Annotated in this window: 14 protein-coding genes; 9 read left to right on the top strand and 5 right to left on the bottom strand. The window is 72.5% G+C overall.

The genetic code is table 11. The features are described 5' to 3' along the window. Window positions 1-30: 30 nt before the first annotated feature. On the bottom strand, window positions 31-2,199 hold the full coding sequence (locus tag CW362_RS04275) for a S9 family peptidase (RefSeq protein WP_103547986.1): 2,169 nt from the start codon (window positions 2,197-2,199) through the stop codon (window positions 31-33). A 189-nt stretch (window positions 2,200-2,388) separates the two neighbouring features. On the opposite strand from CW362_RS04275, the gene CW362_RS04280 reads away from it, so the two are divergent. Beyond that, a complete protein-coding gene (locus CW362_RS04280) occupies window positions 2,389-2,583 on the top strand; it encodes a hypothetical protein (RefSeq protein ID WP_046733847.1) in 195 nt (64 codons plus the stop codon). 112 nt (window positions 2,584-2,695) lie between these two features. On the opposite strand, the gene CW362_RS04285 is transcribed toward CW362_RS04280, so the two are convergent. After that, window positions 2,696-2,905: a DUF397 domain-containing protein gene (locus CW362_RS04285; protein WP_103547987.1), complete on the bottom strand. Its 210-nt coding sequence runs from the start codon at window positions 2,903-2,905 to the stop codon at window positions 2,696-2,698. Then, entirely contained in the window at window positions 2,902-3,777 is an 876-nt protein-coding gene (locus CW362_RS04290; protein WP_103547988.1) for a helix-turn-helix domain-containing protein, read from the bottom strand. The genes CW362_RS04285 and CW362_RS04290 overlap by 4 nt, the downstream gene beginning before the upstream one ends. Before the next feature lie 178 nt (window positions 3,778-3,955). Between CW362_RS04290 and CW362_RS04295 the strand changes: the two genes are divergently transcribed. From CW362_RS04295 to CW362_RS04330, 8 genes are all read left to right on the top strand, one after another. Next, window positions 3,956-4,225, top strand: a complete 270-nt coding sequence (locus CW362_RS04295) for a PIN domain-containing protein (RefSeq protein ID WP_206300857.1) — start codon at window positions 3,956-3,958, stop codon at window positions 4,223-4,225. 84 nt (window positions 4,226-4,309) lie between these two features. Further along, window positions 4,310-5,212, top strand: a complete 903-nt coding sequence (mshB, locus tag CW362_RS04300) for an N-acetyl-1-D-myo-inositol-2-amino-2-deoxy-alpha-D-glucopyranoside deacetylase (RefSeq protein ID WP_103547989.1) — start codon at window positions 4,310-4,312, stop codon at window positions 5,210-5,212. 52 nt (window positions 5,213-5,264) lie between these two features. Beyond that, window positions 5,265-5,690 carry a DUF6113 family protein gene (locus CW362_RS04305; protein WP_103547990.1) on the top strand — a complete coding sequence of 142 codons (426 nt, stop codon included), beginning with the start codon at window positions 5,265-5,267 and terminating at the stop codon, window positions 5,688-5,690. Between the two features lie 160 nt (window positions 5,691-5,850). Continuing rightward, entirely contained in the window at window positions 5,851-8,076 is a 2,226-nt protein-coding gene (locus CW362_RS04310; protein ID WP_103547991.1) for a hypothetical protein, read from the top strand. A 206-nt stretch (window positions 8,077-8,282) separates the two neighbouring features. Further along, window positions 8,283-9,233 carry an ABC transporter ATP-binding protein gene (locus tag CW362_RS04315; RefSeq protein WP_206300858.1) on the top strand — a complete coding sequence of 317 codons (951 nt, stop codon included), beginning with the start codon at window positions 8,283-8,285 and terminating at the stop codon, window positions 9,231-9,233. Further along, window positions 9,230-9,970 carry an ABC transporter permease gene (locus tag CW362_RS04320; RefSeq protein WP_103547993.1) on the top strand — a complete coding sequence of 247 codons (741 nt, stop codon included), beginning with the start codon at window positions 9,230-9,232 and terminating at the stop codon, window positions 9,968-9,970. The genes CW362_RS04315 and CW362_RS04320 overlap by 4 nt, the downstream gene beginning before the upstream one ends. A 5-nt stretch (window positions 9,971-9,975) precedes the next feature. Beyond that, window positions 9,976-11,196, top strand: coding sequence for a sensor histidine kinase (locus tag CW362_RS04325; protein ID WP_103548083.1), 1,221 nt, complete (start codon window positions 9,976-9,978; stop codon window positions 11,194-11,196). Beyond that, complete coding sequence (locus CW362_RS04330; RefSeq protein ID WP_103547994.1) at window positions 11,193-11,807, top strand: response regulator transcription factor; 615 nt, start codon at window positions 11,193-11,195, stop codon at window positions 11,805-11,807. The genes CW362_RS04325 and CW362_RS04330 overlap by 4 nt, the downstream gene beginning before the upstream one ends. Window positions 11,808-11,828: 21 nt before the next feature. On the opposite strand, the gene CW362_RS04335 is transcribed toward CW362_RS04330, so the two are convergent. Then, complete coding sequence (locus CW362_RS04335; RefSeq protein WP_103547995.1) at window positions 11,829-12,701, bottom strand: transglutaminase family protein; 873 nt, start codon at window positions 12,699-12,701, stop codon at window positions 11,829-11,831. Next, entirely contained in the window at window positions 12,698-13,771 is a 1,074-nt protein-coding gene (locus CW362_RS04340) for a GNAT family N-acetyltransferase (protein WP_103547996.1), read from the bottom strand. Before CW362_RS04340 ends, CW362_RS04335 begins: the two co-directional genes overlap by 4 nt. Window positions 13,772-13,855: the final 84 nt, after the last annotated feature.

Genomic DNA, 13,855 nt, shown 5'->3' on the forward strand with positions numbered 1-13,855 from the left:
CTCGTCGCTCTCCCGGCGGGCCGGGGCCGGTCAGACCGTCCCGAGGGAACGCTTCAGGAAGTCCACCTGGAGCAGGAGCAGGTTCTCGGCGACCGTCTCCTGCGGGGTCATGTGCGTGACCCCCGACAGCGGCAGCACCTCGTGCGGGCGGCCGGCGGCCAGCAGGGCCGAGGAGAGCCGCAGGGCGTGCGCCACCACCACGTTGTCGTCCGCGAGGCCGTGCACGATCATCAGCGGCCGGTGCGGGTCCGCGGGCGCGGACAGCCCCTCGTCGGTGACCAGCGAACTCCCCGCGTACACCGCGGGGCTCGCCGCCGGGTCGCCGAGGTACCGCTCCGTGTAGTGCGTGTCGTACAGCCGCCAGTCCGCGACCGGGGCGCCCGCGATGCCCGCGTGGAAGACGTCGGGGCGGCGCAGCACGGCGAGTCCCGCGAGCCAGCCCCCGTACGACCAGCCGCGGATCGCCACCCGGGAGAGATCGAGCGGGAACCTCTCGGCGAGACCGTGCAGTGCCTCCACCTGGTCGTCGAGGGACAGCGTCAGGTCGTCGCGGATCGCCTTCTCCCAGGCGGGGGAACGGCCGGGGGTGCCGCGGCCGTCGGCGACGACCACCGCGAAGCCCTGGTCGGCGAACCACTGCGAGGTGAGGTGCGCGTTGTGCGCGGCCAGCACCCGGGGACCGTGCGGACCGCCGTAGGGGTCCATGAGGACGGGCAGGGGGCTGTCACCGTCATAGCCGGTGGGCATGAGCACGGCGCATGGGATTTTCCGTGCGCCCCCCTGTGTGAGGGTCACGCGCGGGGACAAACCGGGATCTTCGGCATGCGAGGGGATGGTCGCCAACTTCCCCCAGCCTCCGGCCGGGGAGACCCCCACCTTCCTCCGGTCGCCCTCGCGCAGCACCTGCACCTGGGCGCCCGGCCGGTCGAGCGCCGACGACACGAGCACGGTCACGCCCCCGGCACGCACGGCCGAGTGCACGCCCGGCTCCTGCGAGACGCGCTCCAGGCCGAGTTCGTTCACCCGGTACACATGTACTTCACCCGTTTCGGGTGAACTCGCGGCTTCTCCGGCCGAAGCCGCGATCAGCACGTCGTCGGTCGAGACGTCGAGCACCGCCCGGACGTGCAACTGGGCTCCGGTCAGCGGTCGTTCGCCGAACGCCAGGACCCGTGCGCCGCCCTCGTCGGCGATCCGCACGAGCTGTCCGCCGGGGCTCCAGCACGGCACGCCAGGGAAAAGATCAAGCCAACTTGGATCTTGATCAGCATGCACCATACGGGTCGCCCCGGTGTCCGGGTCCACGGCCAGGAAGAGCTGGCTGCGCTGGTCCCTCGCCTGCACCAGAAGCAGCGGTGCGCCCGCCGCTGACCAGTGCACATGTGCCAGATACGGGTAGCGCGTCCGGTCCCAGGACACCTCCGTGCGCACCCCGTCGAGCCCGAAAACGAAGAGCCGGACCTCGGCGTTGGCGCTGCCCGCCCTCGGATAGGCGACCCGCTGCGGATCGGCTTCCGGGTGCGCCGGATCGGAGATCCACCAGCGCTGCACCGGCGTGTCGTCGACCCGCGCGACGAGCAGCCGGTCCCCTTCGGGTGACCACCAGAAGCCGCGCGAACGCCCCATCTCCTCGGCCGCGATGAACTCGGCCAGTCCGTAGGAGACCGCGCCGGGACCCGCGTTCCGCTCCGGTTCCGCGAGGGCCCGGTCGTTCTCGCCCTCGGCCCCGACGACCCGCAGCGCGCCCCGGGACACGTACGCCACGAGCGTGCCGTCCGGGGAGGGGCGAGGGTCGATCACCGGTCCCGGGACCGGGAGTTCACGCGCCGTGCCGGCCCGCAGCTCCGCCGTGAACAACCGCCCTGACAAGGTGAAAGAGGCCAATTCGGCGGCTGTGTCGGTGGCATATCCGACGATCCCCGCGCCGCCCTCGCGGCTGCGCTCACGGCGCGCCCGCTCCTCCGGGGAGAGGTCTTCGGCGGCGCCGCCGAGCAGGGCCACGGGGTCGGCCGCGACCCGCTCGTGGCCCTCCGCCACGTCGAGGACCCACAGGTGGTTCGCCCGCTCGGTGCCGGAGGGGGAGCGCAGGAACACCACGCGGGAACCGTCGGGGGACACGGTGAACGCGCGCGGCGCGCCGGAGGTGAACCGCTGGGTGCGGGCGTACCGGCGCGGGAAGGAGAGAGGCTCGTTCGTCATGCCTCGACCATATTGGCCATGCGCCCCCTTGTGCGGCCGTGCGCCGATCGATGCGCGCGTACGGATAGTTATGATCACTAGCGCTGTGTGGGTAGGAACCTGCTGGCTGCTGTTCCGATGTACCGACCCGCTCCTGTCCGACCCCCGTACCGGACCCCAAGTCCCTGGGAACTTTGGAGGTGAACCGCCGTGGCACTCTCGATTTCGGCGGTGGTGCTGCTGGCGATCATCGTCTTTCTTCTGATCAAGAAGTCAGGACTGAAAGGCGGGCACGCGGTCGTCTGCATGCTGCTCGGCTTCTATCTCGCCTCCTCCACCGTCGCACCCACGATCAGCGATCTGACGACGAACGTGGCGAGCATGATCGGCAGTATCAAGTTCTGATCCGCGCCGGGACCGGCGGCGGGCAGGGTGCGGACTCCCGTCTTGCCGCCTGCCCCGTCCGGCCTCCTCGAAACGGGCCGGCTCGCCCGGAGTCGTCGCGCGGACGAACACGTCAGCCCTCGGACGCGTACGCCACGAAGTCGGCCCAGGCCCGCGGCGTCAGTGTCAGTCGGGGGCCGGCGGTGTTCTTGGAGTCGCGGACGTGGATGCTGCCGGCAGTGGTCGCGATTTCTATGCAGGACTCGCCGCTGGTGCCGCCGCTGTAGCTGCTCTTGAACCACGCCGGTTCAGAGGCTTCCTGGGCCGAGGTGGTGCGGATCATGTTTCTCCCAGCAGTTGTTCGACGAGGGCCAGTGATTCCCGCGGTGGAAGAGCTTGGGCCCGGATGGTGCTGAACCACAGTTCGAGGATCCGGAGTTGCTTCGCGTCCGAGACCGGTCGGCCACTGAACACGCCGTCGGCACGCCCCACGGCTGTCCCGTCCGCGAACTTGAGTAGTTCGATCCTGCCGTCCAGTCCGGGGTGGGCGTCACTCTTCGTCGGCATCACCTGAAGTGTGACGTGACGCAATCGTCCCGCCTTTTGGAGACGTTCGAGCTGCTGCCTCCACGTCATTGTGCCCCCGACTTCCCGGTGCAGTGCGGCCTCTTCCAGTACGAAGTTGATCGATGGTGACGGATCTCGATCGAAGACCGACTGTCGGGCCAGGCGGGCCGCCACCATGCGCTCGATATCGTCCGGCGAGTACGGAGGCTGCGCAGCTTCGATCAACGCTCGCGCATGTTCAGGGGTCTGTAGCAGGCCGGGGACGGTGTTGCACTCGTACACCCCGATCTCGGCGGCCTTCGCCTCCATCGCCGCCAGATCCCGAACCTTCTTCGGGTACCGGACCCTCTTCACGTCCTCCTTCATCGCAGAGAGCAACCCGCCCGCCCCCAGCACCTCGTCGGCCCTGTCCAGATACTCGGGCCGGGGGATCCGTCTGCCCGCCTCGATCTTGTACACCAGGTCCTCGCCGTACCCCACGGCCTCACCGAACTGGGCGGCCCGCATCCCCACCGCCTCCCGTCGCAGCTTCAGCTGACGCCCGACGGTGGCGACGACCGCCACGCCCCAGTCGTCGTCCGGGTCCACCTCCCAGCCCGGCTCGTCCGCCTCGCTCCTGAGCCGCCTCACGCCGTCGTCCACCGACATCCCGCACCCCTCCGGACGGTCGCCGTGCGCGACCGTGTCGTCACAGTTCACGGTAGGTGTGCGCGGCGACTCTGAGTGACGAGAACCGGAAACTGTCGGCATTACCCGCCGGGACCCGCCCACTCCGCTCACCGAACTGGACTACCTGCTGACCTCGCGGATCGGCGCCAAGGCCGCCATGAACGCACTGGACTTCATCACCGGTCAGGCGGAGCTCCGCCGGTTCGAGATTCCCGACACCGCACCGCACCTGCGAAGCGCCATGGCGGTGATGCGCGGGTACGTCGACGCGGACGGCGGGACAGGGGTGGGTCTGGTGGATGCGATGACCGTCGCCCTGGCGGCGGCTTTCCAGACGGCCGACGTCTTCACGACGGACGGTCACTTCCGCATGATGCGTCCGCTCACCGGCCGGCCCGCCTTCCGGCTGCTCCCCGGCGACCTCTGACGTTGTCGGCGGAAGCCGGGAGCCGGGAGCCGACGGGAGCACGGCAGGCACCTGACGCCGCAGCCGCCTCGTAGGGTGGGCCCCATGACGGAACTGCCCGACCGGCGTCTGCTCCTGGTGCACGCGCACCCGGACGACGAGTCGATCAACAACGGCGCGACCATGGCCCGGTACGCGGCCGAGGGCGCCCAGGTGACGCTGGTGACCTGCACCCTCGGCGAGGAGGGCGAGGTCATCCCGCCCGAGCTCGCCCATCTCGCCCCCGACCGCGAGGGCGGACTCGGCCCCTACCGGACCGGTGAGCTGAGCGCCGCCATGAAGGAACTGGGCGTCGCCGACCACCGCTTCCTGGGCGGCCCGGGACGGTTCCGTGACTCCGGGATGATGGGCGTCGAGCAGAACCACCGCCCCGGCGCCTTCTGGGCCGCGGACGTCGACGAGGCCGCCGACCACCTCGTCGAGGTGATCCGCGAGGTGCGTCCCCAGGTGCTCGTCACCTACGACCCCGACGGGGGCTACGGGCACCCCGATCACATCCAGGCCCATCGCGTGGCCATGCGCGCCGCGGAGCTGGCGGCCGAGCCCGCCCACCGGCCCGACCTCGGCGGCGCGTGGCGGATCGCCAAGACCTACTGGAACCGGGTGCCGCGGCCGGTCGTCGAGGAGGCCTTCGCCCGTCTGCGCGAGGCCCTCCCCGGGCTGCCGTTCGACAGGGCGGCCGCCGTCGACGACGTACCGGGCGTGGTCGACCCGGAGACCGTCACCACCGAGATCGACGGAACCGCGTACGCCGCCGCCAAGGCCGCCGCGATGCGGGCGCACGCCACCCAGATCACCGTGGACGGCCCCTGGTTCGTCCTCTCGAACGAGCTGGCCCAGCCGCTCTTCACCACGGAGTACTACGAACTGGCCGGCGCACCGCGGCCCGCGGTGCGCGAGCGGGACCTCTTCGAGGGGACCGGGACGGCCGAGGGCGGCGACCTGTGACGGGCGCGGGAACGACGAGGGCCCGGGCGGCCCGGCGAGGGACGGATCTGTGATGAGCGCGAACGGACAGAGCGGCGGCGGGAGCATGCTCGCCCAGCCGCTGAGGCGCCCCTCGGGCGGGCGGATCGCCGCCTACCTGGGGCTCTTCCTGCTCGGCGCCGTGGTCGGCGTCGCCGGAGCGCTGGTGCAGCCGGGCTGGTTCCCCCTCGGGCTGCTGCTCGCCCTGGCGGGCGCCGCCGGACTCTTCCTGGGCGGCGCGCGGGCGACGGGGTCCCGGGCCGGAGCCGTGGCCCCCGCGGCGGGCTGGATGCTCGCCGTCGTCCTGCTCACCGCCAGCCGCCCGGAAGGGGACTTCCTCTTCGGCGCGGGAGTCGTCTCCTATCTCTTCCTGCTCGGAGGCATGGCCGTGGCTGTGATGTGTGCCACTCTCGCCCAGGGGCGGCAACCGGGCCCTTCCGGTGCCCGACTTGGCAAGTGACGTACCGCTTCGCCGTATCGGTCCCGTGCCGGTCCCGTGTGAGATTCCTCCATGGGCGAGGTTTGCGGGTCGGACACGGCCAGTATGGTGGTGCGCGCCGCCGAGCTGCCCGAGATGAGGTCGAGTAAACGGGCGGCGGAGCCAACCGGGAGAACCTGCCTTGAGTCGTGAAACTGACAGTTCGTCCTCCGGGCCCAACGGGCGCGGTGGAGCCGCGTACCCGTCGGGGACGCCGCCGTACGGCACCCCCGCGGTTTCCGAGAACGGCGCCGACGCGGGCCGTCCGGCCGCCGGGAAGCCGACGGAGGAGCGCAAGACCGAGACAACCCTGACGACACGGATCCGGATCAACATCCCCGGATCGCGGCCCATCCCGCCCGTGGTCGTCCGCACACCCGTCGCCGACGCCGACGCGTCGTCCGAGGACGGCGACGGCACGCAGACCGGGACGCAGGCACCGCAGGGCGCGAACTCGCCCGCGGACGCGTCGAGCTCCAGCACGACGGCCACCGTCCCGGCCCCGCCCGCGCCCGCGGAGCAGTCCGCGCCGGCCGAGACGAGCAACTGGTTCGCGCCCCGCAAGGCCGCCGCGCCCCCCAAGAGCGGGCCGGGCGGCGGCTCGGCCGACAGCGCGGGCGCGCCGGGCGGCCCGGCTCCCGCCGGCTCCGCGCCCTCCCCGGGCGCACCCGCACCGGGCGCGGGACGGCCGGCGCCGTCCGTCGGCGCCGGTCCGCTGGGCATCACCGGTGGTGTCCGCCCCGGCGGTACGAAGGGTGCCGCGCTCCCCGGTGCCACCGGCGCCGGACCCGTGGCCCCCGGCCACGGCGGCGGCACGGGCTCCTTCGACGTCTCCGGCGCGCTGCGCGACACCGGCTCCTTCCCGGCCATAGGTTCCTCCGGCGGATCCGCGCGATCCGGCGGTCCGGCGGGATCCGGCGGGTCCGCGCAGTCCGGCGAACCGCGCCGCGACGACCTCCCGTACTTCTCCGAGAACGGCCGGGGCGGCCCGGCCGGTCCGACCGGCGGCCCCGCCACCGGCGACGGTCCGCTGCGGCCTCCGGCCGGCGCGGGCGCGGCTCCCGGCAGCCTGGCCGCGCAGTCCGGCCCGGCCCGCGGCAACCGGAACAAGGGCGCGGGACGCCCCGGCACCGGAAACGGTCCGCGCGGCGGCCTGAGCGGCGGTCTCAGCGACGACACCGCGATCCTCACCCCGCAGAAGCCGGCACCCGACCCGGGACCCGGTGCCTACGGCGCCCCCGCGGAGAACGTCTCCGGGCACACGCTGACCAGCGGCATGCCCGTGGTGTCGCCCAGCCAGAACTTCGCGTACGACGGCGACTTCGACGACAGTCCCCGGTCGCCCGCCGCGCCGAAGTTCCCCGAGCCGGTCCGGCAGCAGCAGCAGCCGCCGTCCGCCCCGGCGAGGCCGGCGAAGAAGAAGGGCCGCAACAAGCCGGCGCTCCTCGCCGTCCTCGTCGTGGTCCTCGCCGGCGGCGCCTACGGTGCCGGCCTGCTCATGAACCACTCGGACGTGCCCAAGGGCACCACGGTGCTCGGCGTCGACATCGGCGGCGGCACCCGCGACGACGCCGTCAAGAAGCTCGACGCCGCCTTCGGCACCCGGACGAACAAGCCGCTCACGCTGTCCGTCGACGGTGACACGGTCCAGCTCAGGCCCGACCAGGCCGGACTCCAGATGGACAGCCAGGCCACCGTCCGCGCCGCCGCCGGCAGCGACTACAACCCGATCTCGGTGATCGGCTCGCTGTTCGGCCACGGGCGCGCGGTCGAGCCCGTGATGCCGGTCGACAAGGAGAAGCTCCAGGCCGCCCTGGAGCGTGCCGCGAGCGGCGCGGGTTCGGCGGTCGACGGCACGATCAAGTTCCAGCCGGGCAAGGCCGTCGCGGTCTACGGCAAGGCGGGCAGCGGCATCGACGTCGGGCCCTCGCTTCAGGCCGTCCAGGACGCGTACCGCGCCCAGGTGGAGACCAACGCGACCACTCCGGTGAAGGTCGCCACCACGACCCGGCAGCCCACGGTCAGCAAGGCCGAGGTGGACCGGAAGATGTCGACGTTCGCGTCGGTCGCCATGTCGGCGAACATCACCGTCCGGACGGACGCGGCCCACGCCGTCTCCTTCAGCCCGCAGAAGTCCATCTGGAAGTTCCTGAGCGTCCAGCCGGTCCAGGGCAAGCTCGTCGAGCACTACGACCTCGACGCGCTCGAGACGCTGTACGGCCATGCCTTCGACGGTGTGACGATCACCAAGGGCGACGGCAGCCAGAAGGCCGTGAGCCCGCAGGACGTGGCCTCCGCCGTCGGCAGGGCGCTCGTCGGGAAGACGGCCGCCGAGCGGATCGTGACCATCTCCACCAACCCCACCTAGCGAGCACACCGCACACGACGGAGGGCGCCCGGCCGGTTTCCACCGGCCGGGCGCCCTCCGTCGTGTCGCACGGCCCGCCACGGGGTCCGGGCACGGAGGCGGCCGCGCCGCCCGGACGGCGCGGCCGTCGGCATGACATCTGTCATGCACGGCCCAGGACACACCACACTGCCGCGCGCGCACCCCGCTCCACCACGATGGACGGCATGACAACGACTGCGGCGACCACCACCACACCGGTGGTCCGGTTCGAATCGGTGACCAAGAGCTACGGGAACGTCCGGGCCGTGGACGGGCTGACGCTCGAACTCCACCCGGGTGAGACCGTCGCCCTGCTGGGCCCCAACGGCGCGGGCAAGTCGACCACGCTGGACCTGCTGCTCGGCCTCAAGAACGCCGACGGCGGGACCGTCCAGGTGTTCGGCACCGGTCCCCGCGAGGCGATCGTCGCCGGCCGGGTGGGCGCCATGCTCCAGAGCGGCGGACTGATGGACGAGGTCACCGTCGGCGAACTGGTCCGGCTCGCCTGCGACCTGCACCCGAAGCCCTACCGCGCCACCGAGGTCCTCGCCCGCGCCGGGATCGCCCAGATCGCCGACCGCAAGGTCAACAAGCTCTCCGGCGGCCAGGCGCAGCGCGTCCGCTTCGCCCTCGCCACGGCCGGCGACAGCGACCTGATCGTCCTCGACGAACCCACCACCGGCATGGACGTCACCGCCCGGCAGGCCTTCTGGGCCACCATGCGCGAGCAGGCCGACCAGGGCCGTACGGTCCTGTTCGCCACGCACTACCTGGAGGAGGCCGACGCGATAGCGGACCGCGTGCTCGTCCTGCACCGGGGACGGCTGCTGGCCGACGGCACCGCCGCCGAGATCAAGGCCAAGGCCGGGGCACGCCGCGTCTCCTTCGACCTGGAGGGCGCGATCGACGAGGCCCCGCTGCGCGCGCTGCCCTTCCTCACCTCGATCGACGTGTCCGGGCAGACCGTCCGCATCCAGTCCTCCGACGCGGACGCGACCGTCCACGCGCTGTACGGGACCGGCGTCTACCCCCGCAACCTCGAAGTCGCCGGGCTCGGTCTGGAGCAGGCCTTCGTCGCCATCACCGAGGCCGAAGAGGCCACCCGCACCGCCGCCGAGGAGGCCGCGTCCAAGTGAACAGTCTCATCAAGCTGGAGATCACCCGCGCCCTGCGCAACCGGAAGTTCCTGTTCTTCTCGGTGATCTACCCCTCGGCCCTGTTCCTGATGATCGCGGGCAGCGCCGACGACCACACCAAGGTGGACGGCACCGGCCTGACCCTGCCGACCTTCTTCATGGTCTCCATGGCCTCCTTCGGCGCCCTGACCGCCGTCCTCATGGGCAACAGCGAGCGCATCGCCAAGGAGCGGGAGAGCGGCTGGGTCAGGCAGTTGAGGCTCACCCCGCTGCCCGGCCGCGGCTACGTGTTCGCCAAGACCGCCAGCGCCGCCGTGATCAGCCTGCCGTCGATCGTGATCGTCTTCGTGGTCGCCGCGGCGGTGAAGAACGTCCGCCTGGACGTCTGGCAGTGGTTCGCGCTCACCGGCGTGATCTGGGCCGGCAGCCTGGTCTTCGCCGCGCTCGGCGTCGCCATCGGCTACCTCGCCAGCGGGGACGCGGTCCGGCCGATCACGATGATCGTCTACTTCGGCCTGTCGATGCTCGGCGGCCTGTGGATGCCGACGACGACCTTCCCCGACTGGCTCCAGAACATAGCCAAGTGGCTCCCCACGCACGCGTACGCTGCCCTGGGGCAGGCCATCGAACTGGGGAACGCCCCGCACGCGAAGGACGTCGCCATCCTCGCCGTGTCCTTCGCCCTCTTCGCGGGCGGCGCGGCCTGGCTGTACCGGAAGGACACGCTGAAGGCGTGAACGCCATGACGGAAGACCCGATGCCCGACGGCGCCCGCACGGAACGGATCGTGAGGATGGGGGAGTCCCCGCGCAACCTCCGCGAGGCCCTGCGCAAGTCCGGGTGGATCGTCATCTGGCTGGTGTTCCTCAGCTCGCCGGTCCACGACCTCGTCTCGGGGCACCACACACCCGCGGCCACCGTGGCCGGCTGGGCGGGCCTCGCGGCCTTCGTCACGGTCTACCTGATGCTGGTCTTCCGGCACATGGGCAAGGCGTTCACGGGCTCCCTGGCCGTCACCCTCATGGTGATCGCCCTCGGCGTGCTGGCCGTCGTCCTGTGCCTGACGCTCGGCGCGTCCTGGCTCGGCCTGTTCGTGTACGTCTCGGTCGCCTGCGGGACGACGCTGCCGATGCGGGTCTCCTACTGGACGATCCCGCTGACCGCCGTCGTGATGCTGCTCGTCGGCCTGCACGGCGGCGAGGAGGAGGCGCGCAACCTCGTCCTGCTCGTCGTGCTGATCGGCTTCGCCATGACCGGCGTACGGCAGCTCGTGCGCACGACGATCGAGCTGCGCAAGGCACGGGCCACCGTCGCCCAGCTCGCGGCGAACGAGGAGCGCCTGCGGCTGGCCCGGGACCTGCACGACCTGCTCGGCCACTCGCTCTCGCTGATCACGCTGAAGAGCGAACTGGCCGGGCGGATGCTGCCCGGCCACCCCGACAAGGCGGCCCAGCAGGTCGCCGACATCGAACAGGTCAGCCGCCAGGCCCTGGTGGACGTGCGCGCGGCGGTCACCGGCTACCGCAGGCTGCGGCTGACGGAGGAACTCGCGGGCGCCCAGGTCGCGTTGACCGCCGCCGAGGTGACCGCCGACCTTCCGGCCGAGCCCGGCCTCGACGGTGTCCCCGAGGAGACCGAGTCCGCGCTGGCCTGGGCGCTGCGCGAGGCGGTCACCAACGTCGTACGGCACAGCGGCGCCCGGCGCTGCACCGTCGAACTCGTCCGGCGCCAGACCCTGGACGGTGCCGTGCTCGAACTCGTGGTGGAGGACGACGGTTCGGGCGGCGGTTCGGGCGCGCCAGGCAACGGACTGACCGGACTGGCCGAACGCCTGGAGAAGGCGGGCGGATCGATGGAGGCGGGCCGTGTCCGGCACGGATTCCGGCTGGTGGCACGGGCACCCCTGGAAGGAGGCAGGACCTCTGTGGGCGCGGCGGGCGACCCCGTAGGATCCGGTGCATGAGCCGCACGATCAAGGTCCTGCTCGCCGAGGACCAGTCGATGGTCCGCGAGGCGCTGGCCGCCCTGCTGGGACTGGAGCCGGACATCGAGGTGGTCGCCCAAGTGGCCCGCGGCGACGAGGTGCTGGCCGCGGCCCGCGCCCACGACGTGGACGTGGCGCTCCTGGACATCGAGATGCCGGGCATGACGGGCATAGAGGCGGCGGCCGAGGTCCACGAGGAACTCCCGGGCGTCAAGCTGATCGTCCTCACCACGTTCGGGCGTCCCGGATACCTGCGCAGCGCCATGGAGTCCGGCGCCGACGCGTTCCTGGTCAAGGACGCCCCGGCCGCCCAGCTCGCCGCGGCCGTGCGCAAGGTGCTGGCCGGCGAGCGCGTCATCGATCCCACCCTGGCGGCGGCCGCGCTGGCCGAGGGTGCCAACCCGCTGACCGACCGCGAACGCGAGATCCTGCGGGCCGCCGCCGACGGCTCCACCAACGCCGAACTGGCCAGGGCGCTCCACCTCTCCCAGGGCACGGTCCGCAACTACCTCTCGACCGCGATCCAGAAGCTCGCGGTGCGCAACCGGGCGGAGGCGGTCCGGATCGCCCGGGAGAAGGGCTGGCTGTGAGCGGAGCGGCCGGCCGGTGCCTCAGTTGAGCATCGCCCGTGCCGCGTGGGCCTGCCGGCGGACGCGGGACGCGGCCGGTTCGTCGACCGCCGCCACCACGTCCGCATAGGCGTCGAGTTCGGCCGCGCCGGTCAGGAAGTCGCCTCGCTGGACCAGGAGTTGGGCCCGGTCGTACCGCAGTCGCGCCGGGTGCGAGGGCAGCAGCAGGGAGAGTTCCACCGACCACAGGGCCACGTCGGAGCGCTCGGGGCGGGCGGCGGCCCAGGCGCGGATGTTGTTCAGGACGCGCAGGACGACGTCGAGCGGGTCGGCGGGGGTGAGCATCGACGGGTCGAGCGGGGCGCCGGTCGCGCCCGCGACGAGGAGATCGGCGTCGGGGCCGGTCAGCACGCGCCCGCCGTCGAAGGGGTCGGCGAGCACCTGCCGCTCGGGCGGTCCGAAGCCCACCACGAAGTGACCGGGCAGCGCGACCCCGTGGACCGGCGCCCCGGCCCGCCGCGCGACCTCCATCCACACCACCGACAGCAGGATGGGCAGTCCGCGCCGCCGCCGCAGCACCGCGTGCAGCAGGGAGGACTCCAGCCGCTGGTAGTCGCCCGCCGAGCCCCGGTATCCGCAGCGCGCGCCCAGGAGCTCGGCGAGGGCGGTCGCCCAGGGCAGGGGGCCGCCCGGGCGGAAGGGCAGCCGGCCCGCCAGCTCGTCCAGCTCGATCTGCACCGCGTCCATCCCGGCGTCGTCCAGCGTCCCGTCCGCCGCGGCCCCCACCAGCAGGCACAGCTCCGCCAGGTCGGGCCGCTCGGCCCGCGCCTCGTCGGCGAACCGCCGTCGTACCTCGTCGGCCCGCTCGGGCTGTGGTGGCTGGAGGGAACGCATAGCTGGCTCGTGCCCCGTCACGTCGATCGATACGGCTCGGCACCGGGACCGGTGTCGCCGGACGCGCCGTCCGCCGCCGGCCCGGCGTCCGCGGCGGGGTCCGGCGTCCACCGATAGTGGTGGTACGCGTGATGCGGGGCGAAGCCCATCCGGGCGTACAGCTCCCGTGCCCCGGCGTTGTCCGCCTCCACCTGGAGCCAGGCCGCCGAGGCGCCCTCCTCCAGGGCCCGGCCGGCCAGAGCGGCCATGACGGCGGTGGCGAGGCCCTGGCGGCGCCGCTCGGGGGCGACCTCCACGGCGGCGAAACCCGCCCAGCGGCCGTCCACCACGCACCGCCCGATCGCCGCCGGAGCCTCACCCTCCGTGCCGGGCACCGTCGCGAACCACACCGAGGGACCGCCGCCCAGCACCTTCAGGGCCGTCTCGCCGACGCCCTTGCGCTGATACCGGCCGAGCCACGCCTCGTCGGCCGTGCGGGAGAGCGTCACCCCGGGCGCCTCCCGGTCCGCGACCGGCGCGAGCGCCCCGGTCCACAGCTCCGCGGTCACCTCGCGCGTCCAGCCGCGGTCCTCCAGCTCCGCGCAGAGCAGCTCCTGCGTGCCCTCGGCGCCGGTGGCGGTCTGGACGAAGGCGGGCAGGTCACGCGCCGCGTACCAGTTCCGTACGTACGTCAGCGCCCGGTCGAGGGGCACGCCCGGGTCGCCCAGTGGCAGCACCGAGTTGGCGCGCCGGGTGAACCCGCCCGCCGCCCGCAGCTCCCAGTCGCCGAGCCGCTCGCTCTCCACCGGGGGCCAGGCCCGCGCGGTGACGCGCGCCAGCTCCTCGTAGGAGGCCGCGGGACCGCGCCGCCGTGCCGGGGCGGACGGGACGACCTTGGCCGCGACCAGGGAAGACTCCGCGATCCGGACCCGTTCCCCGGTCCGGCGTGTGATCAGCAGCACACCGTCGTCCCATGATGTGAGAACTCCGACCGTATCGGTGAACTTCTCCACCGTGTCTCCATTGTCGGTCAGACGCCGCACGGAGACGCGTTTACCCACGTCAGCGGCGGTTACGCGGACCTCAAGACGGCCGGCGGCAGAGAATTCCACAGGTCAGTTCACCCCTCCTGTTCGGATCGTGCCCAAGAACGGAGATACTAGGGGCGGGCATCGACGACGCCGCGCTCCCGCGCG

It is taken from the genome of Streptomyces populi (assembly GCF_002911015.1).
GTDB classification, from domain to species: domain Bacteria; phylum Actinomycetota; class Actinomycetes; order Streptomycetales; family Streptomycetaceae; genus Streptomyces; species Streptomyces populi.

Bases quoted from the DNA above. Each gene is read 5' to 3' on its own strand.
- CW362_RS04275 (WP_103547986.1), bottom strand. From the start codon at position 2,199: ATGACGAACGAGCCTCTCTCCTTCCCGCGCCGGTACGCCCGCACCCAG.
- CW362_RS04285 (WP_103547987.1), bottom strand. From the start codon at position 2,905: ATGATCCGCACCACCTCGGCCCAGGAAGCCTCTGAACCGGCGTGGTTC.
- CW362_RS04290 (WP_103547988.1), bottom strand. From the start codon at position 3,777: ATGTCGGTGGACGACGGCGTGAGGCGGCTCAGGAGCGAGGCGGACGAG.
- CW362_RS04295 (WP_206300857.1), top strand. From the start codon at position 3,956: ATGAACGCACTGGACTTCATCACCGGTCAGGCGGAGCTCCGCCGGTTC.
- mshB (WP_103547989.1), top strand. From the start codon at position 4,310: ATGACGGAACTGCCCGACCGGCGTCTGCTCCTGGTGCACGCGCACCCG.
- CW362_RS04305 (WP_103547990.1), top strand. From the start codon at position 5,265: ATGAGCGCGAACGGACAGAGCGGCGGCGGGAGCATGCTCGCCCAGCCG.
- CW362_RS04315 (WP_206300858.1), top strand. From the start codon at position 8,283: ATGACAACGACTGCGGCGACCACCACCACACCGGTGGTCCGGTTCGAA.
- CW362_RS04325 (WP_103548083.1), top strand. From the start codon at position 9,976: ATGACGGAAGACCCGATGCCCGACGGCGCCCGCACGGAACGGATCGTG.
- CW362_RS04330 (WP_103547994.1), top strand. From the start codon at position 11,193: ATGAGCCGCACGATCAAGGTCCTGCTCGCCGAGGACCAGTCGATGGTC.